21 protein-coding genes and 1 tRNA gene are annotated in these 25,068 nt (G+C 68.6%); 15 read left to right on the forward strand and 7 right to left on the reverse strand.

The window, feature by feature from the left end; genetic code table 11:
* The 3 genes from ACWC21_RS30710 to ACWC21_RS30720 form a co-directional block, all read left to right on the forward strand.
* On the forward strand, positions 1-1,164 hold a 1,164-nt coding region (locus ACWC21_RS30710; protein WP_450886492.1), incomplete at its 5' end, for an IclR family transcriptional regulator domain-containing protein.
* Between the two features lie 62 nt (positions 1,165-1,226).
* A tRNA-Arg gene (locus tag ACWC21_RS30715) sits at positions 1,227-1,299 on the forward strand.
* A 113-nt stretch (positions 1,300-1,412) separates the two neighbouring features.
* A complete protein-coding gene (locus tag ACWC21_RS30720; RefSeq protein ID WP_450886494.1) occupies positions 1,413-1,754 on the forward strand; it encodes a hypothetical protein in 342 nt (113 codons plus the stop codon).
* Positions 1,755-1,829: 75 nt separating this feature from the next.
* Here ACWC21_RS30720 and ACWC21_RS30725 read toward each other — a convergent pair whose 3' ends face one another.
* The gene (locus tag ACWC21_RS30725; RefSeq protein WP_450886496.1) at positions 1,830-3,071 is read right to left on the reverse strand and encodes a tyrosine-type recombinase/integrase; all 1,242 of its coding nucleotides are present in this window, start codon (positions 3,069-3,071) and stop codon (positions 1,830-1,832) included.
* 14 nt (positions 3,072-3,085) lie between these two features.
* Between ACWC21_RS30725 and ACWC21_RS30730 the strand changes: the two genes are divergently transcribed.
* The 6 genes from ACWC21_RS30730 to ACWC21_RS30755 all read left to right on the forward strand — a co-directional run bounded on the left by ACWC21_RS30730 (position 3,086) and on the right by ACWC21_RS30755 (position 8,917).
* The gene (locus tag ACWC21_RS30730) at positions 3,086-3,361 is read left to right on the forward strand and encodes a hypothetical protein (protein WP_450886498.1); all 276 of its coding nucleotides are present in this window, start codon (positions 3,086-3,088) and stop codon (positions 3,359-3,361) included.
* A 467-nt stretch (positions 3,362-3,828) separates the two neighbouring features.
* Positions 3,829-4,071 (forward strand): helix-turn-helix transcriptional regulator, encoded by a 243-nt coding sequence (locus ACWC21_RS30735; RefSeq protein ID WP_450886500.1) that lies wholly within the window; start codon positions 3,829-3,831, stop codon positions 4,069-4,071.
* 138 nt (positions 4,072-4,209) lie between these two features.
* Entirely contained in the window at positions 4,210-5,457 is a 1,248-nt protein-coding gene (locus ACWC21_RS30740) for a DUF3631 domain-containing protein (protein ID WP_450886501.1), read from the forward strand.
* A 186-nt stretch (positions 5,458-5,643) separates the two neighbouring features.
* The gene (locus tag ACWC21_RS30745) at positions 5,644-6,525 is read left to right on the forward strand and encodes a DUF2637 domain-containing protein (RefSeq protein ID WP_450886502.1); all 882 of its coding nucleotides are present in this window, start codon (positions 5,644-5,646) and stop codon (positions 6,523-6,525) included.
* Between the two features lie 71 nt (positions 6,526-6,596).
* A complete protein-coding gene (mobC, locus tag ACWC21_RS30750; RefSeq protein WP_450886504.1) occupies positions 6,597-7,241 on the forward strand; it encodes a plasmid mobilization relaxosome protein MobC in 645 nt (214 codons plus the stop codon).
* Positions 7,238-8,917 carry a relaxase/mobilization nuclease domain-containing protein gene (locus ACWC21_RS30755; RefSeq protein WP_450886506.1) on the forward strand — a complete coding sequence of 560 codons (1,680 nt, stop codon included), beginning with the start codon at positions 7,238-7,240 and terminating at the stop codon, positions 8,915-8,917. The genes mobC and ACWC21_RS30755 overlap by 4 nt, the downstream gene beginning before the upstream one ends.
* Here the strand turns inward: ACWC21_RS30755 and ACWC21_RS30760 are convergent, their stop codons facing one another.
* The 6 genes from ACWC21_RS30760 to ACWC21_RS30785 form a co-directional block, all read right to left on the reverse strand.
* Positions 8,918-9,244, reverse strand: a complete 327-nt coding sequence (locus ACWC21_RS30760; RefSeq protein WP_450886508.1) for a DUF6087 family protein — start codon at positions 9,242-9,244, stop codon at positions 8,918-8,920.
* 33 nt (positions 9,245-9,277) lie between these two features.
* Positions 9,278-10,465, reverse strand: a complete 1,188-nt coding sequence (tgmC, locus tag ACWC21_RS30765) for an ATP-grasp peptide maturase system methyltransferase (protein ID WP_450886510.1) — start codon at positions 10,463-10,465, stop codon at positions 9,278-9,280.
* Positions 10,455-11,420: an ATP-grasp ribosomal peptide maturase gene (gene tgmB, locus ACWC21_RS30770; protein ID WP_450886511.1), complete on the reverse strand. Its 966-nt coding sequence runs from the start codon at positions 11,418-11,420 to the stop codon at positions 10,455-10,457. The genes tgmC and tgmB overlap by 11 nt, the downstream gene beginning before the upstream one ends.
* A gap of 5 nt (positions 11,421-11,425) precedes the next feature.
* Positions 11,426-11,728: a putative ATP-grasp-modified RiPP gene (tgmA, locus tag ACWC21_RS30775; protein ID WP_450886513.1), complete on the reverse strand. Its 303-nt coding sequence runs from the start codon at positions 11,726-11,728 to the stop codon at positions 11,426-11,428.
* A 116-nt stretch (positions 11,729-11,844) separates the two neighbouring features.
* The gene (locus tag ACWC21_RS30780) at positions 11,845-12,177 is read right to left on the reverse strand and encodes a hypothetical protein (RefSeq protein WP_450886515.1); all 333 of its coding nucleotides are present in this window, start codon (positions 12,175-12,177) and stop codon (positions 11,845-11,847) included.
* Between the two features lie 23 nt (positions 12,178-12,200).
* On the reverse strand, positions 12,201-12,980 hold the full coding sequence (locus ACWC21_RS30785) for an ATP-binding protein (RefSeq protein ID WP_450886516.1): 780 nt from the start codon (positions 12,978-12,980) through the stop codon (positions 12,201-12,203).
* On the opposite strand from ACWC21_RS30785, the gene ACWC21_RS30790 reads away from it, so the two are divergent.
* The 6 genes from ACWC21_RS30790 (at position 12,886) to ACWC21_RS30815 (ending at position 24,990) form a co-directional block, all read left to right on the forward strand.
* On the forward strand, positions 12,886-14,142 hold the full coding sequence (locus ACWC21_RS30790) for a helix-turn-helix domain-containing protein (protein WP_450886518.1): 1,257 nt from the start codon (positions 12,886-12,888) through the stop codon (positions 14,140-14,142). The two genes, ACWC21_RS30785 and ACWC21_RS30790, sit on opposite strands and share 95 nt — an antisense overlap.
* Positions 14,127-14,657: an N-acetyltransferase family protein gene (locus ACWC21_RS30795; protein WP_450886520.1), complete on the forward strand. Its 531-nt coding sequence runs from the start codon at positions 14,127-14,129 to the stop codon at positions 14,655-14,657. Before ACWC21_RS30790 ends, ACWC21_RS30795 begins: the two co-directional genes overlap by 16 nt.
* Before the next feature lie 276 nt (positions 14,658-14,933).
* On the forward strand, positions 14,934-15,419 hold the full coding sequence (locus ACWC21_RS30800) for a hypothetical protein (RefSeq protein ID WP_450886522.1): 486 nt from the start codon (positions 14,934-14,936) through the stop codon (positions 15,417-15,419).
* Positions 15,420-15,684: 265 nt separating this feature from the next.
* Complete coding sequence (locus tag ACWC21_RS30805) at positions 15,685-18,828, forward strand: CHAT domain-containing protein (protein ID WP_450886523.1); 3,144 nt, start codon at positions 15,685-15,687, stop codon at positions 18,826-18,828.
* 757 nt (positions 18,829-19,585) lie between these two features.
* Positions 19,586-24,151, forward strand: coding sequence for an AAA domain-containing protein (locus ACWC21_RS30810; protein WP_450886525.1), 4,566 nt, complete (start codon positions 19,586-19,588; stop codon positions 24,149-24,151).
* Positions 24,148-24,990: a hypothetical protein gene (locus ACWC21_RS30815; RefSeq protein WP_450886527.1), complete on the forward strand. Its 843-nt coding sequence runs from the start codon at positions 24,148-24,150 to the stop codon at positions 24,988-24,990. The genes ACWC21_RS30810 and ACWC21_RS30815 overlap by 4 nt, the downstream gene beginning before the upstream one ends.
* Positions 24,991-25,068 lie beyond the last annotated feature (78 nt).

The raw sequence follows: 25,068 nt of genomic DNA on the forward strand, positions 1-25,068 counted from the left end.
GAACGCACCGCCCCCGGCCCGCTGTTCGCGGCGGAATGGACGGAGACCGACTGGACACGGTGGCGCGCACGCCGGGCAGCCGATCCGGACGACACCGCCTTCCCGGCGGTCCCGCGAACGAGGCACGGATCCGGCCCCGACGAGGACTTCACCCGCCGCTCCGCACAAGCGGCAGCCGACGGCTACGCCCTGGACGACCAACTGATCGAACCGGGCCTGGTGGCCGTCTCCGTACCGGTACGGGACCCGGCGACAGGCCGGGTGGCCTGCGCCGCCAACGTGGTCAGCCACACCAGCCGCCACACCGCCGCCGGCCTGCGCGACACCCTGCTCCCCCGCCTGCGCGACGCGGTGACGGCGATGGAAGCGGACCTGCGCGACGCGCAGCCGGCGTCTCCCGGCCCACCCCCGTCCGGCCTGGCCACCTGGACGACGGCGTCCAAGACCGAACTCGGCCGCGGCTTCGTCGAATCCCTGGCCCGTGGCCTCACGGTCCTGACCGCCTTCGGCGAGGGCCGCGCCCACCTGACCCTGACGGAAGCGGCGGAGGCGACGGGCCTGGCACGGGCAACGGCCCGGCGGGCCCTGATCACCTACGAACACCTCGGCCTGATGACCACGTCCCCCGACCGCCGCACCTTCACCCTCACCCCCCGCGTCCTCTCCCTCGGCTTCCCACCCCTCTCCCGCACGACCCTGCCCCAGCTGGCCACTTGGCACCTCAGAGCACTGGCGAACCAGGTCGGGGAGTCGACGGCCATGGCGGTACTGGTTCCCCCGGAGCCGTCAGCGGGCCCCCCGGAACCCATGATCCAGCTGACGGCCAGAGCCACCACGCCCCGAGTCCTCTCCCCCGACATCACGGTGGGCACCCGCTTCCCGGCCCGAGCGACCTCCCTCGGCCGCGCCCTCCTGGCGTCGGACCCCTCCCACCCCTACGCCCTGGCCGACGAGGAACTCGAATCCGGCCTCCGCTCCATCGCGGTCCCCATCCACGACCGCACCGGCCAGGTCATCGCCGCCATCAACATCACCACCCACGCGGCCCGCCGCACCCTGGACGACTGCGTCACCCACCTCCTCCCCGCCCTGACCGCCACAGCCACCCACATCCAGACCGACCTCCACACCGCATCCCGCTTCACCCACGTCCCCCCGACCTGACTCCCCACCCCCACCGACGAGATCCGGTACGCTGACGCCAGTGGCCGACACGACCACGCCCCGCCTTCGTAGCTCAGGGGATAGAGCACCGCTCTCCTAAAGCGGGTGTCGCAGGTTCGAATCCTGCCGGGGGCACAGCAAAACGCCTGATCAGAGGCCCTTCCGTCCGACGGGCGGGAGGGCCTTCGTACTCGCAGCACACATATGGCACACATGCGGCTGCGGGCAGAGGTGGGGAGCTGTGCGAGATGCCCGCGAACGACGAGCTGGCCCGGCGACGGCACGAGAAGCTGGTCGACCGACTTGAGTCGTTGATGCGGGCCGCCCTGAAGCCGCAGTACAAGGGTTACTACGGGCAGCTGATTCTGAGCGGCGACGATCTCGCGGAGATGGGCGAGCTCAAGGACGTCCGGCGGGCCGCGCGGGAGGCGGGTCGCCGTCTCGGCTGGAAGACGACCACGCACCTGACCGGCAGACGGCTGTTCGTCCGCGACGAGCGAGAGCCGCCGCAGGAGATCAGGCAGCTGGCCGCGGATGCTGCGGCCGAGGCCATGGACCGGGCCCGCCGAACCGCCCGCCGGCACAGCTGAAAGGGCCGCGCCATCGTGCACATGCGATGGCGCGGCCCCTTCGTCTACGGCTTCCCGACACGGATCAGGCACACATCAGGCAGTCGCATCCGCCTCCAGCGCGGCCACAGCCTCCGCGGCCTCCCGGGCCTTCTTCGCCGCCTTCTCCAGCTTGGCCTTCGCCTTGGACAGCTGCTTTGCGCGGCGCTTGTGCATCTTCTTCGAGACCTCGTCCAGGCGGTCCGGGAAGAGGTGCCCGTACGTGTCCAGGGTCAGCGTCGCGGACTTGTGGCCCAGCATCGTCTGCACGACGTTGACGTCCGCCCCGCTGGCGATGGCGAGCGAGGCCGCCGTGTGCCGCAGCTTGTGCGGGGTGACCTTGAGGTGTCCCAGCCCGGCCTTGACGACCGCCGGCGTGAAGAACCGCTGTCGGAAGTTGCGAGCGCGTAGTGGGCCGCCCTGGGGAGCGGTGAAGAGCAACTCCTCGTCTCCCCGCCCTTGGACGTGAGGCTTCAGTTCCTCGGCCAGGAATCGCGGGATCGGCACCGACCGGCGCTCGTGGTTCTTGGGGGTGTCGAGGTACAGCTTGCCGTTGTCCTCGGCGTACGCCTCGACGATGTGGGCGCGGCAGGCAACGAGGTCCACCCGTCCCACCTTCAACGCGGACGCCTCGCCCCAACGCAGACCCGTGTAGGCCAGCAGCAGGATGAACACCCGGTAGGCGCCTGACGCGTTGGCCAGCGCCTCGACCTGTATGTCGTCGAGGTAGACGTGGTCGGCGGGTACCGCCTTGGGCAAAGGCACGCCGGCAGCCGGGTTGGTGGCCAGACGGCGTGCCTGGACCGCGTATCCGAGGACACGGCTGAGTACGACGTACGCCTTGCGGACCGAGCGAGGGCTGAGCTTCCTGCCGCCCGTGGCCTCGCCGGACAGCATGTCGGCCAGCCACTCCGCGATGTCCTCGAAGCGAACGCGGTCCAATGGAGTGGTGCCCCACCGAGGAATCACGTGGACGTCGAGAACACCGCGGTATCGGCTTCGCGTTGAGCGCTTGAGATGGATCTGCGCGGCCAGCCATGACTCGGCCACCTCCGCGAACTTCACGCGCGCCGCGGCCGGGTCACGGTAGGAGCCGTCATTGAGACGGGACTCCATCCCCGTCCGCTCCGCCTCGGCGTCGACCTTCCGGGCCAGCGTCTTCATCTTCGGCTTGCCGTCGGGGTCGTACCAGCGCACGCGGTAGCGCCCGGGAAGGGTGCGGCCGTTCCGCCTGGCCTCTGCCACGGCCCGCACATACGCCGTGTGCCCGATGCGGTCCTCTATCCAGACTCGCGCCATCAGTACCCCCTCCGGTGGCCGCCCGCCTCAAGCGGGAGTGGCGGGAGCAGGGCTGCGGGCGGCAGGCCGAGCGCCACCGCGATGGCGACGAGATCATCCACGTCGCAACGGCGTCGGGCGCGTTCGGTCCGACTGACGGCGATGTTCGTGAGGGCACGCCCCTGTGCCGTGCACAGGGAGGCAAGGTCGTACTGGGTCATTCCTTGCGCCACTCGAAGGCGCTCAATGGCGCGAGCGGTATGGAGGCCGATGGGGCCAATTTCGACAGGTCGGGTAGCCATGACATTTAGCTGTAGCTTGCACCCGAGCCTTATGGCAAGAGTTGGTTCTTAAAGGCTACAGAAGTCGTTGGGGCGCGATGGTGGACGACGTGGCGTTTATATCGCCCGAAAACTACACTCGGCGGCTATTTCCCGAAGAGGGTCGTGTTCACTTCCCCTCGCGTTGACGGTTCGGGCGTTTTGAGGCGACATCTGGCGTTCCCCTCACCGTCTGCACCCTCTCATCAGGTCCACTGGCTGGATGCTCGCCGGCCTGCGGCGACGGACACCACAGTTCTCGGAGTGGTTCCTCCCGGGCTCCATCGCAAGGACGCAGTGCCAGCGATTTCGGCAACCGCCGATCCGCCTCTACCGTTATCGCCTCCCCGGCCACACCGAGAGAATTACTGGAGAGAACTAGAACCAACTCTGGACTTCTTCACGCATGGTGTGGCTGTGTTGTCCAGACACGCTGTCCAAAACCGAAAAGGAGCCCGGTGCCGAATAACTCTCTCCGCAGCGCCAATACCCCCGCCTCCGTCGACGCCGCCCGGCGCGGCCCGCTGGCCACTCCAGCCGAGGTCTCCGACTACCTCGGGGTGCCCGTGAAGACGCTCTACCAGTGGAAGTACCGGGGCATCGGCCCCAACGTGCACAAGGTGGGTCGCCACCTGCGCTACCGCTGGGACGAGGTGGACTCCTGGGTGAACGCCCAGTCCACATACGACCTCGCGGTCTGACGCAGCCCCACGGCGGGACCGACGAGACGGCCCCCGACCAGCCGCCGCGAGCCGCGCAGGCCCCGCCCCGTCGCTACTCCTGAACGATCGACCGGTGGGCCGGGCCCTGCCCGCCCGGCCCACCGGAGAGGAACGCCTGTGGACGAATCCCTGTCTCCCACCACCCCCACCGCATCCTCGGTGCCCACCCAGCTGCCCGTCGCAGCACCACGTCAGGACCCCGCCACCCAAACCTCCACCGCCGAGGCCGGGGAACCGACACAGGAAGGCGCGCAGCTGCTCGACGAGCTACGGGAAGCCATCGCGCGGTACGTGGTCCTGCCCAGCGGCGAGGCGTTGACCGCCGTGACGCTGTGGGTGGCGGCGACGCACATCCAGCCGGCGCTGCAGCACGCGCCACGCCTCGCGGTCGTCGGGCCGGCGAAGCGGTGTGGCAAGTCCCGCCTGCTGGATGTGACCACGGAGACGGTGCGCGAGCCGCTGATCACCGTGAACACCAGCCCGGCGGTGGTTTTCCGCGCCATCGGTGACGACCCGCCCACCCTGCTGGTGGACGAGGCCGACACCATCTTCGGCAGCATCAAGGCCGCCGAGAAGAACGAGGAACTGCGCGGCCTGCTCAACGCCGGCCACCAGCGCAACCGGCCCGCCCTGAGGATCTCCGGCCCGGAGCACAAGCCACAGGCGTTCCCCACCTTCGCCATGGCCGCGCTCGCCGGCATCGGCGACCTGCCGGACACGATCATGGACCGGTCGGTGGTGATCCGTATGCAGCGCCGCAAGGACGGGGAACGGGTGGAGCAGTTCCGCTCCCGCCGGGACATCCCCGCCCTGCACGCCCTGCGTGACCGGCTGACCGCCTGGCTGCGCCCGCTGATGGACACCGCAGCGGACCTGGTGCCGCCGATGCCCGTGCAGGACCGCGCGGCGGACACCTGGGAACCGCTCGTGATCGTCGCCGACCTCGCCGGCGGCCCCTGGCCCGAGCGTGCCCGTACCGCCTGCGCCGCCATGTGCGCGGCCGAGGCGGGCAAGGACGACGAGTCCAATCTGAAGACGCGTCTGCTGCAGGACATCCGCCGGGCCTTCGCACGCTGCGGAGACCCGGCCATCATGCGCACCCGAGACCTGCTGGACGAACTCCTCAAGGACCAGGAGGCTCCGTGGGCCGAGTACGGCACCACGGGCCTGAGCCCACGCCACCTGGGCATCCTCCTGGAGGACTTCGGCATCAAGGCGGCCACCCATCGCTTCGAGGGCGGTCGGCAGGCCAAGGGCTTCGCTCGCCTCCGCTTCGTCGACGCGTGGGCGCGCTACTGCCCCGAGGACCCGAAGGCCGACAGCGACGACAAGGGCACCGTCCACGCGCCCGGCCCGCACCCGTAAAGACTCGTCGCACTCGTCGCATCGCAGGTCAGCCCCGTGACGGGTGGCGTCGCTGTGACGAGTCCACCCGTACCACGACGGCCTCCCGTACCTGCCTGACCAGGCATGCGACGGGTGCGACGAGTCACCACCCCTCCCACACCGCCATGTGGCCATGTCACCCGCACACCGCCCGGAGTACACCGCTTGCCCTCTCGCACCACCCCGGCCCCCGTGCCCGCACTGACCGCTGCGATCCGTCTCGGAGTCGGCCTCGTCGGCACGATCGGCTTCGCCCTCTCCTACGACGCCCTGCGGCAGATGGCAGTCGCCATCCACGTCCGGGGAGTGCTCACGTACGCCTTCCCGCTCGTGATCGACGGATTCATCGCCATCGGCGTCGCCGCGTTGCTCATCCTGCGCGCCGCCCCGTGGCGCTCCCGGCTGTACGTCTGGGCACTGGTCGGCCTCGCCACAATCACCAGCATCTGGGCGAACGCCCTGCACGCCGTCCGCCTCAATCAGCAAGCCCAGACGACCGGGCTCCACCTGGACGACGCCACCGTCGGCGCCCTGTCCGCCATCGCCCCACTCGCCCTCGCCGGCGCCGTCCACCTCGACCTCGTCATCCGCCGCCACCCCAGCCACGCCCAGGAGGCCACCGCCACAAAGAGCCACAACGTTTCCGGCCACAGCCACAACGGCACCGAGAACGTCAATCCGTCCGCCCCTGCCGAAGTCCGCACCGGCGTCTCGGAGACTGCAGAGAGCGTGCCCGATGTGGCCGAGCATCCGGATGCGGCGGGGGAGACGGTCAAGCTGCCGCAGGGCCGGAAGCCGTTGGCCAAGGCAGAGGGCGACGAGAGCGGAGCCACCTTCGACCAACTCCTCGCCGTCGCCCGCACCGCATCACTGGGACGCGGAGAACGCGCTTCGCGCCGCAACATCGAGGCGGCCATACGAGCCGCCGGACATCCCATCGGCAAGGACCGCCTGACCCAGCTCAAGGACCGAGTCCAGGCCGAACTCGACCAGGTCGCCCGTCAGCGGCAGACCGAGCCCGACAAGACACCATCCGGCGCTCTCTAGAGGTCTCGCAGCCGCGCACACCGCCCTCGCCCCGCCCTCCCACCACTCAACGCCGCACGGAGAACCACTCAATGAACGACCCGGCTCCCGAACTCCCGACCAGCCGATACGGAGTGACCACCACGGTCACCCAGCCAGCAAGGTATGCCGTTGGACCGTCCAAGGGCCGGTCCAACGGGAGCGCCTCCGCCCCGGGGGTGGCGGAGGCCCTCGGGCGCCAGGGGACGCCCGAGGAGGAGCCGCGCACCGCCGCTGCGGCCGTCGGGCTGTCACGCGCCGCCGAAGCCGCCGCCCTGCACCGCATCGCCCGCCGCCGCAAGCGCAAACACACCCAGCGCAAGGAGCGCGTCGACGTGCGCTACAGCGTCGACGAGAAGTCGGCGATCCTGCGCAAAGCCCGGTCACTGAACATCGCCGGTGCCCACTACGTCGGCGCCGTCGTCATGGCCCACATCCACGGCGACCTCGCCCTGCCCGGCCAGCGCGCACCGCTCGACGACTACATCGACGAACTGACCGCCCTGCGCGAGCAGGTCGCCAGGATCGGCAGCAACATCAACCAGATCGCAAGGAAGGTCAACTCCGGCGGCCTTCCACACCCTGGGGACACCGCCGCCCTTGCCCAGGCAGAGCGCACCCTGGCCACTGTCCGCGCCGCCGTCGGCGAGATCGCGGCAGCAGCCAACCAGGCCCTCTCCCAGAAGGCCGTACGGTGATCGCAAAGATCAGCAGTGGCAAGGACACTGCCGGCCTGATCCGCTACCTGTTCGACACCGAGAAGGCCAAGGACCACACCGACCCGCACCTTGTGGCCTCCTGGGACGGCTTCGCCCCCGATCCCGGCCGCAGCACCGACTTCGCTGACACAAAGAAGCTTCTCGTGGCCGACCTCGACCTGCGCGTCAAGCAAGCCCGCCGACTGGGCCGCGCGCCCGACCGGCACGTGTGGCACTGCTCTCTCCGCGCTGCCACAACCGACCGCCACCTCGGCGACGAGGAATGGGCCGACATCGCCCGCCGCATCGTGGCGGCCACCGGCATCGCGCCACAAGGCGACCCGGACGGCTGCCGCTGGGTCGCCGTCCGCCACGCACCCGACCACATCCACATCGCCGCCACCAAGGTCCGCGGCGACCTGAGCACTGCACGCCACTGGAACGACTACCTCACCGCCGACCGCGAACTCGCGAAGATCGAGAAGGAGTACGGCCTCCACCGGGTGGCACGCGGTGACCGTACCGCCGCCAAGCGGCCCACCCGAGCCGAGCTGGAAAAGGCCCGCCGAGCCGGCCAGGAGAAGGCCACCCGCGAACGGCTGCGCACCACCGTGCGCACCGCCGTGGCCGCCACCTCCAGCATGGAGGAGTTCGTTCACCTGCTCAGCCACCTCAACGGCGTGCTCGTAGAAGTCGTGTACTTCCCCTCCGGCGATGTACGCGGCTACAAGATCGCGGCCGAAGACACCACCACCGCCGGCAAGGACCCCGTCTGGTTCTCCGGGTCCGAACTCGCCCCGGACCTGTCCTTCCCCAAGATCCGACAGCGCCTGGAGGCCATCGACCGGCAGCCCGCCGACCAGCAGGGCCGGCGCAGGCCCAACCCCTGGCACCAGGCCACCGCCGCCGCCGAACGCATACCCCACCACCTCGACCAGGACGACGACCAAGCCTCCCAAGCACACCTCGCCGCCTTCGGCGAAGCCCTCGACGCCCTACCTCTCCTCACGCACCAGACCCTGAGAACCCAACTACGGGAAGCAGCCACGGCGTTCGAGCGCGCCACGCGCTCCCGCATCGGGGCTGAACACCACCACACTCGCGCTCTGCGCGGCGCCGTGCGGGCGATGGCCCGCGAGCCCGCCCCCAAGGACAGCGCCATCCTGGCGATGTTCCTGGACGCCGCGATCCTCGTCGCGATCGCCGCCTCCCGTTGGCACGAGCTGCGCCACCACGACCAGCAAGTCGCCGCCGCCCAAGAAACCCTGCACCACCTCCAAGCCGCCTACGACCAAGCCTCGGCCGAGCCCCTGGCCGCCCTCGCAAGCCGTCGGCCGCCTCGGCAGGCCGTGGATCGGCACATCCGACAACTACGCCAGGTAGTACCCAAGCACGTCGATCAGATCATCGAAGACCCCGCCTTCGACGCCCTCACCACCGCCCTCGCCAAGGCGGAGGCCGCTGGCCACAACGCGTCCACCGTCCTCACCGAGGCGCTCACCCAGCGCACCCTGGACGACGCCCACAGCCCCGCACGAGCACTGACCTGGCGCATCCACCGTCTCGCCGACAGACACGTACCAGGCCCACGCACGCAGGCAGTAACCCGTGCGCATCACATCGCAGTGCCTTCCACGGCTCCGCGACCGGAGCAGTCTCGGGCTCGGCGGCACTGATCACCTCTGTGCTGGGCCCCCACCATCCGAAGTGGGTGACTGGGGTTTGCGGTGCTTGCCGGTGCCGGAGCCGAGCGGCTTCGGCACCGGCCCGGTCGGCGTCGGCTCATTGACCTCGGAACGCAGGAGGGCCTTGGCCTCCGCCAGGTTGGCGACGAAGCCGTACGGCTCCCACCTGTGTCCGTTCCAGCGCTCGATGGCTCGGGGTGCATCCGGGTTCAGATGGGATGCCTTGGGGCCATCGCCGGAGACGACAGGTACGGCGCGGAGTCGGCCGATCTTCGAGTCACGGCGTTCCGCCCAGTCCTTCAGCGGCTCGTCGTCCATCCTGCGTTCCTCGCGTCGGCGGTGGTGGCTGTGTCAGGAGGGTAGCCGCCACTGCGGACCGCTCGGGTTTCCGAGCCAGACGACCTGTCCGTCGCGGGAGACGGTCACTCCGAACGCGGCGGTGCTCGGCGCGCCGTGCTCCTCCCAGGTGGCGATGGCCGACTCGATCACGTCCCAGAGACGCCGGGGGCCGCCCTGCCGGACCTCCCAGCCGCTGTCGGCAGCGGTGAGTACGGCGAAGGAATCGGTGACGCTGTCCAGTACGAACGTGCTGAGCGGGCTGCCTTCGACCGCCATGGAGAAGAATCGGGCGTCCGGTGCGGCGAGTTGTGCCATGAACGCCGGCCCGGAGTCGGTAAGTGCCTCCGGTCCGTACGCGGCCTTCCGCTTCGTTCCGTCGGCAGGTCCCGGGACCATGCCGAGGCTCTCCGGCGCATCCTGCTGGCGGGCGATCATGAAGCTTGGGTCGTCCTCGCTGAACCAGCCGCTCGCGCTGTTGCCAGCGGCGATGAGTTTGACCAGGCCAAGCGAGCGCATCCAACCGCGCAAGGTGGTGAGGATAACGCCGCCCGGCCGTACCTGTTCCAGCCAGGAGGGTGGGATGTTGCGGAAGCCGCAGGTGGCGATCAGCCGGTCGTAAGGCGCTCCATCCGGGTGGCCGACGCGGCCGTCCCCCACCAGCAGGTGAGGGCTGTAGTCGGCACTGGCGAGAGCCTCACGGGCGCGTCGGGCCACGCCCTCGTCCGTCTCGATCGAGGTCACTCTGCCGCTGTCGAGCCGGTGGCACAGCAGGGCCGTCGAGTAACCAGTACCCGTGCCGATCTCCAGCACGTTCATGCCGTCGTGCACGTCCAGGTCTTCGAGCATCCGGACGACGAGGCTGGGCAGGGTCGATGACGAGGTCGGGGCCGCGTTGCTGATCGGCTTCGGGTCGGTCCAGTCGATGTCGTGGCCGTCGAACTGGGTCATCCATGTCTCGTCGGTGTAGACGAGCCGGAGCCACTCGTCCTGGTCGACAGTCTCCGGCGTCACGGGCTCCCAAGTGGTTACGCCAGGTGCGTCGCTCTCCCGGTAGAAGCGCGGGACGAACACGTGGCGAGGCACCGCTTCAACGGCGGCTCGCCACTGTGGCGACCGCAGCCGGCCGTCCTCCTCCAGCTGGCGGGCGAGCCGAAGCCGTAGATCGGCAGCGGCCGTCTCGATATCGGGCTCACTGGCCATGGACACCTCCTTCCAGGAGGTCGGCGAGTGCGGCGGTCATTGGCAGACCGGTGGGCGGCTCCATCCATGCCCACTGCCCGGAAGGATTGCACTCGATGAAGATCCACTCACCCGAGTCGGTCAAGGCGAAGTCGAACGCCCCGAAGACGAGCCCGAAGTGCTTCAGGTAGGCGTGCATCGACTGCTCCACCGCGGGCGGGGCCGCAAGCGGCGTGTACGTGTGAGTGCTGTAGTCAGTCCGCCAGTCGAGGAGACCGGAGTCGATCTGCACGGCGAAGATCTGCTCGCCGATCACCGTGGCCCGGATGTCGGCGACCTTGTCCACGCGCTTCTGGAAGAGGTGCATGGTGCCGGTCACGGAGTTATCGATCTCGTCGGCACTCACTTCGGTCACCGGGACGGTCTGGGCCTGGCCGTCGACCAGGTAGAGCGGCACCGAGATCGGCTTGAAGATGGCCGGGCCGTACTCCTTGATGAAAGCCCGTGCGTCGTCCGGGACGTTGGTGATGACCGTAGGCGGCACCTTGAAGCCTGCCGCCGCCGCTGCCGCGAGGCCGGCGGGCTTGTACTCGGCGTCGCCGATGCGGTTGGGGTGGTTGACGTAGAGGCAGCCGGGCAGGGAGGTCAGGATGCCGCCGAGCCCGTAGCGAGCTTGGGCCACGGCAAACCGCGCATCCTGCTGGTCGAGGTGAGGGAAGGCGAATCCGGAGGGGCGCCGGTAGTACATGGAACGGACGGCGCCCAATTCGGCATGTCGGCTCGGGGTCTGCACGCTTCCCCGCCAGCCGTCAGTGTCGCCGCCGATGGCGGCCGAGCACGACAGGGTGGCTGGGAAGTCACCGGAGTCGAACCGCACGACCGGGACACCCCGGTCGTGCAGCTCGGCAATCACGAAGTCCGCGGTCGGGTCGTCAAGGTTGGTGACGACCAGGACCGGACGCTCGTCGTTCGTCACCACAGTCACTGGTCGGTGTCGTTGCCCGTATCGCTGTCCGGGGAGTCGCTGTTGCGGTCCCCCTGGCCGGTGGTGCCGGTCTTGGGGTTCGTACCGGAAGATGTGCCGTGGCCGGGAGACATGGTGGGCGCCCCGGAGGCGTCGAAGTACCGGGCGGTCTGCGTCGCCGGGTCCAACTTCACCGTCGCGTAACCGAAGTCCTCGACGGGCGCGTACGGGGCGATCCGGCGCAGGCCCCATGGGACGGCGGTCAGGTGTCCCTGCGGCAGCGGGCTGCCCGTGGGAAAGCGATCCATGTGGTTGAACACAATCTTCCTTTCGGTGGTGGAAGTACCTGTGTGCTGACTGTCTTGCTTGCCCGCCGACCACCTGCGGCTTTCATGTGCCCAGCGGGAGCGGTAGTGCCGGTCGGCGCCATACGGGATCAGACCGGCGCGAGAACTTGCCGTCGAAGGCCCTCAAGCACACGCGTGAGCAGGGCTACTTCCGGCTCCCTGGCCTCGACGGCGGCTCGGCCCTCGGCGTACCAGCGGCCGAGATGCCGCTGCCATGCGTTGTCCGCTCGAACGACCTCGGCGCGTATCTCCCCGAGCGCCAGGTCGGACTCCATATGCAACTGGAGGAGATCGGCCGGTGTGATGCGCAGCGGCTCGGCGAACATCGACGAATCGCAATCGTCTGCCAGCTGGAGGGGCCCGAGTGTGACTTCCACGCAGGCGTCCGGGGCCGGATCGTCCACCAGCTCGTCTGCCCGCATCAGCCGTAAGGAAATGCGGGGCCTCAACATGCGACCGGTGCTTCGGCGCCCGGCACTTCCAGCTCGGCCCACACGACCTTGCCCCAGCGCTTACGTTCGTAACCCCATCTCCAGCTGAGGGCTTCGACCAGGAGCAGGCCGCGCCCTCCCTCCGAGTCGTCATCGAGGTTGCCCGGCTCGGGAGTGTCCCGGCAGCTGTCGGCGACACCGATGCGCACCACGCGCTCGGCCGGCCGCGTGACCCGGACCCGGACGACACGGCACCGCGTATGACGGACCACGTTGTTGACCAGCTCGGCGACGACCTGGGAACCGTCCCCAGCCAACTCACCTATGCCCCAGGTATTCAGAGCAGCGGAGACGAGCAGACGGGCCCGGCGAGCGGATTCCGGCTCACACGGCATCGTCTCGGTGTACCCGGGCGCGCCGGTCGCAGTAGGTCGAGCTGCGGTCATGGTCACGAGAACATCCCTCCGAGGATGGGACGCCCGCCCCGCCGACGGGGTGACGACGGAACGGGCTCTTCTCCATGCCGCCGAGAGGAAAGGGGAATCGGAACCTCCCGACGGGCGATGACCAGTCAACGACCCGGAAGGGGACGGGAACAGGAAAGGTCGCTCCCTCGCCGGTCGCCTCGAACCGGAAGACTTTGCGGTCCCGTGATCTGAGGGCTGGTTCGCTCGATGCTGTCGGTCTACCGTTGGTGACATGGCAGCGAACGCCATCCTCAAGAGCCGGATGGACGAACTCGGTCTCACGCAGGAGGAATTAGCAGGCCGGATGAACATCGCACTCGCGGACATCACCGGCCGACCCGGCGACGTCTCCGCCCGAACGGTGCGCAACCTGCTGAACGGAACCTCGCGCCGGCCCATCGGACGCACATGCGCCGCTCTGGAACGGGTGTTCGGCTGTCCGGTCGAGGACTTAGGGTTCAGCGCACCACGCACCATGCACCACCCGCAGGAGGAGGACCCCGTGCGGCGTCGCACCTTCATCGCCTCGGCCACCGGGACGGCAGCCGCAGCCGTCCCCTTGGTGGCACAGCGCCGCGCCGTCGGCATGTCGGACGTGGCACGCGCCGCCGCCGGAATGAACGCACTCGTCGAAGCCGACGACCGCCAAGGCGGTCACTCCGAACTGGAAAGGGCAGCCGCCGCGGGCCGCGACGGCGTCCTGGAGCTGCAACAGCGCAACGCCAGTGAACGCGTCCGCCGCGCCCTGTATGCACTGGCTGCCGAGTACACCACCATCGCCGCCTGGTCCTGCATCGACGCCCGCAACCTCGACCAGGCGCAGAATTACCTGAACGAATCCGCGACCTACGCCGGCCTCTCCCAAGACGGCCCCACCGAGATGCGGGTATGGGTCAACCTGTCCATGCTCGCCTACCAGCGGCACAACTGGCCCGAAGCACTCGCGGCGGCACAGGCGGCACAAGCCTCCTACGCAGCTCGCCGGGACCCCTTCTTCGACTCACTGGGCCGGGTCCGCGCCGCCCTCGCATACGCGGCCCTCGGGGACGGGCGGGCCGGCCTGCGGTCCCTGGGATCTGCCCAGGACACCTACGCCAAGACGGCGGAGCGCGAACGCCCTCGCTGGACGGCCTTTTACGGCCAGGCCGAACTCGACCACCTCGCCGCCATCGTGCAATTCAACAGCGGACGCCCCGCCCACGCCGAGGCCATGGCCCACCGCGCCCTGGCCAAGATCCCGGCAGCTTTCCGGCGCAACAAGGCCCTCGCCACCGCGCAGCTCGCCCTCGCTCAGCTCCACCAAGGCGACGCCGAGCAGGCCACGGTCACCGCCTCCGACGTCTTCACGATCATGGACGGCGATCCCCTGCCGGGCCGCATGCGCACGCTCATCGGCGACTTCCACCGGGGCCTGTTCGTCCGGGCTCCCTCCACCGCCTACGCACGAGACTGGGCAGACCGCATGCGCACCGAATGGAGTCGAGCGTGACCGACCTGCGTCACTTCCAGCACGGAAACCTCCCCGAGGGTTTCCGTCAGATGCTCATCGACGTACACGCCGACGCCTATGCCGACCAGATGGACGACCCTTTCCACCAACGCTTCGCCTGGTTCGCCGACCATTGGTCCGGCATGGACGGCTTCTCCTGTGTCGTCGCCTACGACGGAGAAGAACCGACCGGCTTCGCCTACGGCGCTCCGCTCTCACCCGGCCGCGAATGGTGGCGCTCCACCGGATACCGGCCGAACAACGGCTACTCCTCCACATACGCCGTGTCTGAGGTCATGGTGCGCCCCCACTGGCGCAAGCAGGGAATCTCTGAACGACTCCACGAAGCGCTCCTGAAGGAGCGAACGGAGGACCTCGCTGTACTCCTGGTCGACGTGACCCACCCCAAGGTGCAGGCGCTCTACGAGTCGTGGGGGTACGCCAAGGCCGGCGAGCAGCAACCGTTCGCAGACTCACCGGTGTACGCCGTCATGGTCAAGCAACTCCGAGCCTGACGCAGAAACCCGGGGAGACGCGTTCGGCGCCCCAACTACTGGCGTACGCCCAAGCACACCGTCACCTGGCAGGCTGCCTGAGCCGAGCGGCAGGCACGGGCAGCGCCTTCAGTCCCGATGGCGCTCCCTTCCGTCGTCGGCACCCAGCAGATGGGACGGCCCAGCCAAGCTGGTCGGCCGGGCCAGTAGACGGGCAGCAGTTTCTTCCACGCGCCCAGGCTCATGTCGGCTCCAGCAATTCCCCACCGGCGAATGCGGAAGGGCCACAATTGGACCATGTCGCAACGAGATGATCTGCTGCAGGAAATCCGTACGCTTTCCGAGGCGGAGGCCGTTCGGGCGCTGACGGCACTGGTGGAGGATCGCGGGCTCATTTCCTCAGCCAACGACATGCCCGTGACGGACGACGAGTTGAGAGTCGCCGTAGACACAGAGGAGACGGCGGAGTACCTGCAGTCGATCAGCTCTTCGGTCGGCGAGGGCGACTTGGCGCGCCTCGCGCTGGAGTACGCAGCAGTGCACGAGGACTTGGCGGACGTGGTCGTTGAGGCCGTCGAGTACGCAGGGTCGCCGAGCGACCGTTTCGACCCTGTGTCCCTCTCCGTCGGTGTTCTGGTCGTCACGCTCCTCCAGACGGAGGTCATGGTCAAGCGGGATGCGCGCGGCAGATGGAGCCTAACCGTGCACAAGCGAGCCCTGCGGGACTCCACACTGAGTCGTCTGCTGACAGCGCTCCTGTCCCACCTCACCAACGGCAAGTAGTGGGAAGCCGGGGATGACGGTTTCGGTGAGGGTGCCCTACTCGTGGCAATGCGAGGAGTGTGACAGGGAGTGCCGGGTCCCGGTGTGGCACATCGTCGACGGCCGTGAGCGTGCCGACGTCCTCGGAAGCCCTGGCGCTCCGGATGCTTTCGGCCCCGGCGTGTGGTGGGTGGACTGTCCTGGCTGTGGCACCCGGACGTACATCGAGGCGCCGCTGTTGGTCCTACGCCCGGGGGTGACGCCACCAGCGCTGTACGCGACTTCCATGGCGGAGCTCCAGCAGGATGGGCCGCTGGGAGCAGCTGTTCTGGTTGACCAGGCCGAGCGCGCCGGGGCGTTCCGCAGCGACTGCTTTGCCGGGCAGGTGATCCCACTGCCCCGCAGACTGTTGCCGTTCGCCCTGACCCGCGACGTTGACCGGGACCTGGTGGATCCCGAGAGAGCATGCCAGGAGCTGGTGTCGTACGGGGCGCCGACGGTTGCCAACTACCGATTCTTCCTGGAGTGCGTGGCGGAGGACCAGGACGAAGAGCAGGTCAGGAATCTGTTGCGGGCGATCACGGGAAGCCCGCCAGACCAGCTCGCTGACCTGGTTCGCGCCCACCCTGAGCTCACCGGCGACACCCGGGTGCGCGACGCTGGGATGGAGGAGCTGCGCTCGGCGGCCGGCACCCCGGTGGAGGCTGCGCTCCGCATCCGCCAGGAGCTGCTGGACGGCTTGTGCGGCGGCCGAGTGACACTGGGTGTGGCGGTGGACCGCTACTTCGCGTCTTTGGCCGCCTTCGGTGACGACCTGCTGGCCCGGTTGCACGCGATGTACGTCGAGGTGCGTACCAGCGACAGCCTGGAGGTGATCCCGCTGGCCCGCGACGCGCTGGAGCTCGCCGGGCAGTTGGGCGAGGAGGAGGTGGAGACGGAACTCGCTGCCCGACTCGGCGAACGTTTGGTGGTCGCCGTACGCACCGGGCTGGATGCCGATCTGTCCGAGGCGCTGCGCGTGCTGCAACGCGCTCTGGTTCGGTTGCCCGAGGGCAGCCTGCAGTGGGTCGAGGTGGCGAACAACCTCGCTGCCGCCCAGCACCTTCGTGACGACGGCGACCGGCTGGAGTGCTGGGAGGCCGCCCGCGACCTACTCGCTCGCGCAGCCACTCTGGACCGCCGCTCCCACCCAGAGTTCTGGGCGCGGATCCAGACCAACTACGGGCTGCTGCTCGCCGAACGCCCGAGCGGCGACTCCACTGACCTCACCCTGGGCATCGGCCACGTCAGGGCAGGGCTGGAGGAACGGTCCCCCAAGCGCAGCCGAGTCGACTGGGCATACTCCATGCTCAACCTGGGACTGCTGCTGTATCGACGCGCCGAACCAGCAGACGTGCGGGAGGCGGAGCAGTGCTACCGGGACGCTCTGCGACACTTGCGCCCGAGTGATGACCCCGTGCTGTGGTCGCAACTGCAGTGCAACCTGGCCGACCTGTTGCTCTCCCACGAACCTGCGGACCCGCGCGGTGCCTGGGAAGCGGCTAACGCCGTGCTCGAGTTGGACTCCGAGCGCCCGGGCCTCCTCGACACCAGCCGAATCACCTGGCTCCTGGCCCAGGCCACCGACCTCCTCGACGGGCCAGGCAGCGTCGAGAGCGTGCGGCTGCGCCGCGCGGCCCTGGCTACTGCATCACCGCACGTCTCCCCATCCCTTCACCTCGCCATCGCCCGGGAAGTACTCAACGCCCTCGCCACGGCCGAGGACTGGGCCGGAGCTGCCGACGTCGCGTCGGACATGCTGACTGCCGTCCACGCGATGTACGACGCACAGGTCACCGCCGCCGGCCGCCGGAGCGTGCTCGCCCAGGCAACCGGGATCGCCCGCTGGGCTGCCTTCCTGCTGGCCCGTGCGGGACGCCCGGAACGCGCCATCGAAGCGATCGAACGAGGTCTGGCCTGCGAGCTGTCGGTGGTGGCCGGGCGAGGCGCGGTGGACCTGGAGGCGTTGAAGCGCGTCGACCCCACCATGGCCCGCCGCTACCAGCAGGCCCGCGAGCGGTACCGGGCCCTGGTAGCGGAAGCACCCGCAGCCTCACCCGGTGGCCCGTCCGTAGGAGCGGCGGACGTGCAGGCAGCGGTGGAACGCGCCATGCGCACGGTGATCGAGGAGATCCGCGCGATCCCTGGCTTCGAGGGCTTCCTGCGCACCACCGAGCTGATCGACATCGTGCGTGCCGCTGGCGGCACGCCGCTCGCATACCTGGTGAACGCTCCCTGGGGCAGTTACGTCCTTGTGATCCCCCGCAAGCCCGACACACCTGAAGCAAGCGGCGACATGCCCAGTGCGGCACCGGGGGCGCCCGCCGTACGGACCATCTTCGTCCCCGAGGTGAGCAGCACTTCGATCGTCCACCTCCTGGCCCTGGATCCGGACGATGCCGCCATAGGACTGCTCTTGGTACAGCAGGCTGGGGTCCTCAAGCGCCGCCGTCTGCTCCCGGCGGCCCTCGAACGCCTCCAGGGCCTCGCCCCGCTCCTGCGCCCCGTCGCCCGGCTCCTCGCGGAGGACCCGCAGCATGAGGTCGTCGTCGTGCCAACCGGTCTGCTGGGGCACGCGCCACTGAACGCCGTACCGTTCGGCCCAGGGACGGACGACGTATGCGACGCCATCGGGACGCTGATGCTCGCCCCGTCGGCGGGCGTGTACGCCGCCTCCCGTGCGGCGGCCGCGCGAACGCCGACTTCGGTGTCTCGGCTGGTCGCCGTCACCGACCCCGACGGTTCGCTCCCAGGCGCTCGGAGCGAGTACGCCGAGATTCGAGCGCTGTTCGAGCCATGGGGCGAGACCGTTTGCGCGGTGGGGACTGATGCCACCGTGAGCTGGTTGCTCGACCATCTCGGCGAGGCATCGCACCTCCATCTAAGCTGCCACGGGGGCGCGGACATCGTCAGTCGGGGCGCCTCATTGGCCCTCGCCGACGGCCCTCTTACCATGGACATGCTCATACAGCGTCAACTCCCGCGCTGCCGCGTCGTGGTGGCAAGCGCCTGCCAGTCGGGCCACTACGAGATCATCGAGGCACCCGACGAGTTCATCGGGCTCCCTGCGGGTTTTCTCCAGGCTGGAGCGGCCTGCGTGGTCGCCAGTCTGTGGCAGGTGGACGATGTGGCGACCGCCTTGCTGATGACGCGCCTGTACGAACTGCTCGCACCCACCGGTTCCACGCCTGGCGCACTCCCAGCACCCGCGCTGCGCCACTCGCGTACCTGGCTGCGCCACCTCACGTGGGATGACCTCGCGCGGTACACCGCCGCCCACCCACACCTGGCCGACCTGGCCCGGAGGTACGTCCGGCCTGCGAACGCCGTGGACGAGCGGCCTTTTGCCTCGCCCGTCCACTGGGCGGCGTTCACTGCGTGGGGAGTGTGAGCACGCGAAGACACGCGAGCCTGGCCCTCAGTGTCATCGCCCGCCGAATTGGGCTGACCGGACTCCAGCTGTACCTTCGCCTTCCAGGACGCCGCGCTACGTGCGTGCGCGATGCGTGAGCGGACGTTCCAGCACAGGACGTCACGAGCCGGATCGGGTACGACGCCGCAGGGCGCTGATCAGGCAGAGCAGCGCCCTGCGGCGGGGTGGAGCACGTCCCGGCAAGGATCAGATCCCGCTCCTAATGCGGGTGACGCAGGATGGAATCCTGCTGGAGGCTGCAGACGCGTCTAGCTACTGACCAGGGGATTCTCCCCCAGAACAGCAGCCTGCTCTGCCGTCAGGCCAACCCTGCGAACGGCCTCGCTCCCGAGCGGTTCCGAAGATTTCAGTTCCTCACGAGCGTGGGCAACTTCATGGCTCGACTGTCAGGGCGGACGCCCGGTTTGCGCTATAACCGGCCATCGTTCGTTGTGAGCTGCCCTCTCCGTTCGCATGCAATGGCACTTCACAGACGAGTAAGTGCCGGTATCTCTCGAACAGCCCCTCCTCGTCGCTTCCAGCATGGGCAGAAGCACCTGGCGAAGCCTGCGGGGGTACCTCCGCCAAACCATTCGGCACCTCCGCATCCAACCCTTGCGGCATGGGCGCGACATCAAAACTGTGAAACAGATCCGGTCATGTTGTGCAGAGCTCGTTGTTGGGCCCCTGGTCGAACCTCATCCTGGAACGTTCGTCAGCGGCCGAGAGGAGAACGGTGAAAGACCCGCGACGCCACGCGAGTGACCCCGTCGTCATCGGGCAAACAGCAGGGTTGGTCAACTTCCTGCGCGACATGGTCCACAGCAGCCATCAGCGACAGCGTGACGACCGCAGCCGTGAGCACCTCTGGCTGGCCAAGCTGCCGGACCCCGTCCGCAGGCCGGCACCGCGCCCTGACGGCCTGCTGCTGACGCTCGACCACGTGCCACAGAGTGCGCCGCCCGACCTGCCCGACTCGCTCGACGGCTGGGTGGAGCCGGCCCGCTGCCTGGATCCCGACGGAGGTGACCCGCCCCTAGCGGAGGAGGGGCCGGGGACCGAGCTGGTTCGCGTCACAGACGCGAAGGAGCGGCTGGCTAAGGAAGGCACCGTGCGTCGTGAAGAGGCCGGTGACGTCCTGCGGGCCTACGGAGCCTGGTTGGATCGCTGGCGCCGCTGGGCGGCGCGGGAGCGCAGCGAACGACCGCTTCGTGAGCTCTACGACCGGATGTACGCGTGGCACCAGAAACTGGCCCGGGAGGACGACCAGACGGAGCTCGTCCTCGGCATTGGTCTATTGACCTGGCTCGGCCCGGACGGGGACGTGGTGCACCGCCATCTGTTCACCCAGCGGGTGGAGACGTCGATCGACCGACGCACGGCGCGGCTGACGGTCAGGCTGTCGTCGGAAAGCGCCCTGCGTCTCGAGGACCAGGACTTCCTTGACAGCGACGACGGATGGGTACGCGAGCGCGGTGCTGCTCTCTCGGAAGAGATCGCCGCACGGGGGATGGATCCACTCGGGCCCGAGGCGCTGGAGCAGTTGGCGCAGTGGCAGGAGCGGGCGACCACCCGCCCCATGGGCTTCAGCGCGGCGTGGGAGCCGCCCCGCGCGCCTGAACCGGGGGCACGTCTCACCTACGCGCCTGCCCTGGTCATGCGCCCACGCAACCTCAACTCCCTCCTACGGTTCTATGACCAGATCGCGGAGGCGGTGGCCTCGGAAGGCCGGGCACCGCTCGGCCTGGCCCAGATGGCCATGACGATCGAGACCACCGACCGTTCCACCTGGGACGGGGACCAGAGGGTGCCGCTCTTCGGCGACGATCCGCTCTTCCCGGGCAAGACGAACGCTCAGCAGCGCAGTGTGCTGGGGCGCCTGGAGCAGGACACCGGTGTCGTGGTGCAGGGGCCACCGGGAACGGGCAAGACCCACACGATCGCCAACCTTGTCTCCGCGCTGCTCGCACAGGGTCAGCGGGTACTCGTCACCAGCGCCCGCGACCAGCCGCTCACCGTATTGCGGGACAAACTTCCCTCATCTGTACGTGACCTGTGCGTTCTGCTGCTCAGCTCCACTCGCCACAACGGCGAGGACGAACTGGGACGAACTATCAACGCGCTCACCGACCAGGTGGCCGCCAGTGATCCCGACGAACTGCGCGCCGTCATCCGCCGTCTCACCGGCGAACGGGACGAGGTGCGGGGACGCATCGAGACGCTCACGGAGCAGGTGATCTCGCTACGGGAGGCCGAGTACCGGCATCGGAGCGTGGCGCCGGGATACGCAGGAACGCTCGCCGAGATCGTGGAGCGGGTCCATGCCGGCGCCGACGAGTTCAGCTGGATCGGCCGTCTCCCGGACACCGCCGAGGAGGCCCCTCCGCTGACCTCCGAACAGGCCCACGAACTGCTCGTCCTGCTGCGTGACGGCGCTGGTGAACCGCGCGCCAGCGGCGCCCTCCCTAGACCTGACGAGCTTCCTACGCCCCGGCACATCGCGGACGTCTTCGCGGCCAGTCACCTCAGCGACGAGGGCCTGTCCGCGGAGGCTGTCGAGATCCGGAACATACTCGCCCACCTCGACGCGTCCGTGACCTCCGAACTGGCCTCGCTCCTCGATGCCTGCGCAACGGCCCTTCATCACCTCGGGGTGTCTGCCGACGCCACGCGCTGGGATCCCGGCTCCTGGATAACCCGGGCGCTGACGGACCAACTCTCCCGCTCCGACCTCGGGCTGTGGCAGCGTGTGTCAGCCGTCACCGACGACATTCGCAAGGTTGTGCAGGACGTGGATGCGCTGGGCCTGCGCCTGGTCACCGTGCCGGGCGGCCTGACTGCCCAGGAGGCAGCCCGACTGACAACCGCCGGCACGGCGCTCCGGGACCACCTGGCCGCGGGCAAGACCCTTCGGTCCCGGTTCCCGGGCAAGGCGCAGAAGAACGCCCGGGACCTGCTGGACTCCTGCACCGTCGACGGCCGTTCGCCGCAGACGGCCGAGGATCTGGACGCCGTGCTGACGCACCTCCGGGCGTATTCCGCGCTCGCTGGGGCGGCCACGCGCTGGCAGCAGGTGAACGCCGATCTCCCGCAGGGAGACGTGGAGGTTCGGCTGGCCGAACTGACCGAACGGGCAGCATGCCTTGATCACGTACAGACATTCGGCTCAGCCCGGGACAGCGTCGACGCGCTTCTCGTACGTCACGGTGTACGGCTGACGATCACCTCCTGCCTGGCATGGCAGGATTTCAACGCCGGGGTCGCCGCGCTCCGTGGCCGACGGGCCGCCGACGAGGCGATCACGCAGTTGGCCGCCTTGGACGAACTCCTGTGTACCCCCGTCAACGGCACGCAGCCGACTGCGGAGTCCATGGCCCTGGTACAGGCTCTCCGTGATCAGAACGTGGAGGCTTATGCCGAGGCTCTGGAGGCATTGGCTGCCGCGCACCGGCGAGAGCACCGCACACATCGGTGCACCGAGTTGCTGAACGCCCTGCGCGCCGGCCACTCCCTGCTCGCGGGCCGCCTCGTCGACAGCGCCGGTGATCACCTATGGGAGCAGCGGCTAGGCTCCCTGGAGCGGGCGTGGGAGTGGGCCAAGGCGTCGCACTTTCTGGAGACGCAGCGCACGCCCGGTTTGGAGCGCAAGCTCGAAGGTGACCTGAGCGAGCACGAAGACCGGCTGGAACAAGTGACCGGTGAGCTGGCTGCGGCTTGGGGCCGGTTGCACTGCCTGGAGCGGATGACGCAGGCACAACGCTCGGCACTCCAGGCGTACCGGACGCACATGGCGTCCCTCGGCAAGGGCAAGGGCAAGAACACGGGCCTCTTCAGAGCCGCAGCACGCGATGCGATGGCCGTGGCCCAGGACGCGGTGCCTGCGTGGGTCATGCCCATCCCCCAGGTCGCCGACATGGTGCAGGCGAGGCGGGACGCCTTCGACGTCGTCATCGTGGACGAGGCCAGCCAGGCGGGCATGGACGCGCTGTTCCTCCTATGGCTGGCTCCCCGCGTGATCGTCGTCGGCGACGACAAACAGTGCGCGCCCGCCCTCACGCGCAACGGCCGCCACCAGGCCATCCAGGACAAGCTGGCCGCCCATCTACCGGACATGCCCAGCCGGCTGCGCCAGCTCTACACGCCGCACACCAACCTGTACCAGCTGCTGTCCACCTTCTTTCCGCAGGTGATCCGCCTCGAAGAGCACTTCCGCTGTGTGCCCGAGATCATCAACTGGTCTTCCAGCACCTTCTACAACAACAAGCTCCTGCCCCTGCGTCAGTACGGCGCCGAACGGCTGGACCCGTTACGCACCCATTTCGTCGAGGGCGCCGTGGTCGTGGGCCGCGAGAGCCGTGTGCACAACCCCAAGGAGGCCGAGGCGATCATCGACTGCCTGGCCCGCCTGGCCGAGGACCCCGCCTACCAGGACAGGACCATGGGCGTGATCGTCCTCCAGGGCTTCGGGCAGATCAAGCTTCTGGAAACCCTCATCGAGCAGCGGCTGCCGGCCACCGTGCGCGAGCAGCACCGGATTCGCGTAGGCAACGCTGCCTCGTTCCAGGGCGACGAACGCCACGTCATCCTGCTGTCCATGGTCGTGACGGACCCGCCCCGAGCGGCGGGCGGGAACAAGAGCGAACAGCAGGCGTACAACGTCGCCGCCAGCCGGGCCCAGGATCAGATGTGGCTCTTCTACTCGGTCCCGCCGGACCGTCTCAAGCCGCACGACCTGCGGCTCAACCTTCTGACGTACATGGAGAACCCGCCCGCAGCACTGGAGGCGGTCGACGACATCGGACCAGTGCTGCCAGACGTCCGCAGGGCCCCCTTCGACTCACTCTTCGAACAGCAGGTGTACCTGGAGATCAAGGAGCGGGGCTACCACGTGATCCCGCAGTTCCCGGTCGGCAGCAAGCGCATCGACCTGGTGGTCGTCGGGGCTCGCGGCCGTCTCGCCGTCGAGTGCGACGGTGACGCCTTCCACCACGCCACTCGGCAGCAGATCGAGAATGACCAGCGGCGAGACCGCGAACTAAAACGAGTGGGCTGGGAGTTCTGGCGAGTACGGGAGAGCGAATTCCGCTTCGACCCCGATGCGGCACTCGATGGCCTGTGGCAGGAACTGGACCGCCAGGGGATCCGGCCCGCCAACTACACGCAGTCCGCTACAGCCGCCCAAACGGCCGGCTCCCACTCCGAGTGGAAGCCGCTCGACTTCTCCTCGGACGACGGACTCACCGATGACGAGGGCACAGGGGACAAACAGACCGACGACGACACCACGGAGTACGCCGCATGACGCACGAGGCTGTTCTGGGCCCGCTCGACGGCAACACCTTGAAGGAACTGGCTCGCATCATCTGCGGCGACGATCACCTCTACTACCGCAGGGGTTTCGAGATCGCCCAGTTCCTGGAGAACGCCGGCTGGCACAACGTGCCGGAGTACGACGGCGAGTATCGGGGCGAGTGGACACTTCAGCTGCTCATGGAACGTCGTAAGAGCCCCACCGAGCTGGAGAAGGTGCTCCTCAGACTCGCGGACGCTCGCGAGTACCTCGGAGAACCCGAGGTACTGCCGACCGTCGTCAGCGCGGTCAACAGCTTCCTCGTCCACGAAGGCTTCCGTTTGGAAAACCCCGGGGGCCGGCCCAGGATTGTCGTCTGCGACCCGGCCATGGCGCATCCGGGTCATCAGGCCCCGGTAGAGCTCAGGGCCACCATGGCCGAGATCATCCGTGAACCGCGGATGGCCGCGCTGCTTCAGCGCCGCCTGGACGAAGCCCGCACCTGCTTTTCCAACGGCGCTCACGTGGCAGCCATCATCATGTTGGGCAGTCTCCTCGAAGGCGTCCTACTTACCGTGATCGAGGAGCGCGACGGCTCTCTGCTGAACAACAAAGATCCGAATTTCATCGGCCTCAAGGCCCTCATCGACATCTGTCACAAGGCAGGTTGGATCGACGTCGATATGGAACGCTTCAGCCAGTCCGTTTGCCGGTACCGCAATTTCGTCCACCCACGGCGCGAGTTCCGCGAGGCGCACACTCCCGACCGCGACACTCTCACGGTGTCCTGGTACGTCGTGAACGGTGCCCTCAACGACCTCGCGGCCAGTCAGCCCAAAACCGACGCTTAGAGCCAGCACGTACGAGAGCCGCGGGCGTGCCTGCCGAGCCACGGCGCTCAGACCAGGCACGGCTGAACACGAGGGGGA

This window comes from Streptomyces sp. NPDC001348 (assembly GCF_053597535.1).

Excerpts from the sequence above, each read along its gene's own strand:
- ACWC21_RS30720 (WP_450886494.1), top strand. The coding sequence starts at position 1,413 with ATGCCCGCGAACGACGAGCTGGCCCGGCGACGGCACGAGAAGCTGGTC.
- ACWC21_RS30725 (WP_450886496.1), bottom strand. The coding sequence starts at position 3,071 with ATGGCGCGAGTCTGGATAGAGGACCGCATCGGGCACACGGCGTATGTG.
- mobC (WP_450886504.1), top strand. The coding sequence starts at position 6,597 with ATGAACGACCCGGCTCCCGAACTCCCGACCAGCCGATACGGAGTGACC.
- ACWC21_RS30760 (WP_450886508.1), bottom strand. The coding sequence starts at position 9,244 with ATGGACGACGAGCCGCTGAAGGACTGGGCGGAACGCCGTGACTCGAAG.
- tgmC (WP_450886510.1), bottom strand. The coding sequence starts at position 10,465 with ATGGCCAGTGAGCCCGATATCGAGACGGCCGCTGCCGATCTACGGCTT.
- ACWC21_RS30780 (WP_450886515.1), bottom strand. The coding sequence starts at position 12,177 with ATGCGGGCAGACGAGCTGGTGGACGATCCGGCCCCGGACGCCTGCGTG.
- ACWC21_RS30790 (WP_450886518.1), top strand. The coding sequence starts at position 12,886 with ATGGCAGCGAACGCCATCCTCAAGAGCCGGATGGACGAACTCGGTCTC.
- ACWC21_RS30785 (WP_450886516.1), bottom strand. The coding sequence starts at position 12,980 with ATGTCCGCGAGTGCGATGTTCATCCGGCCTGCTAATTCCTCCTGCGTG.
- ACWC21_RS30795 (WP_450886520.1), top strand. The coding sequence starts at position 14,127 with ATGGAGTCGAGCGTGACCGACCTGCGTCACTTCCAGCACGGAAACCTC.
- ACWC21_RS30800 (WP_450886522.1), top strand. The coding sequence starts at position 14,934 with ATGTCGCAACGAGATGATCTGCTGCAGGAAATCCGTACGCTTTCCGAG.
- ACWC21_RS30805 (WP_450886523.1), top strand. The coding sequence starts at position 15,685 with ATGGCGGAGCTCCAGCAGGATGGGCCGCTGGGAGCAGCTGTTCTGGTT.
- ACWC21_RS30815 (WP_450886527.1), top strand. The coding sequence starts at position 24,148 with ATGACGCACGAGGCTGTTCTGGGCCCGCTCGACGGCAACACCTTGAAG.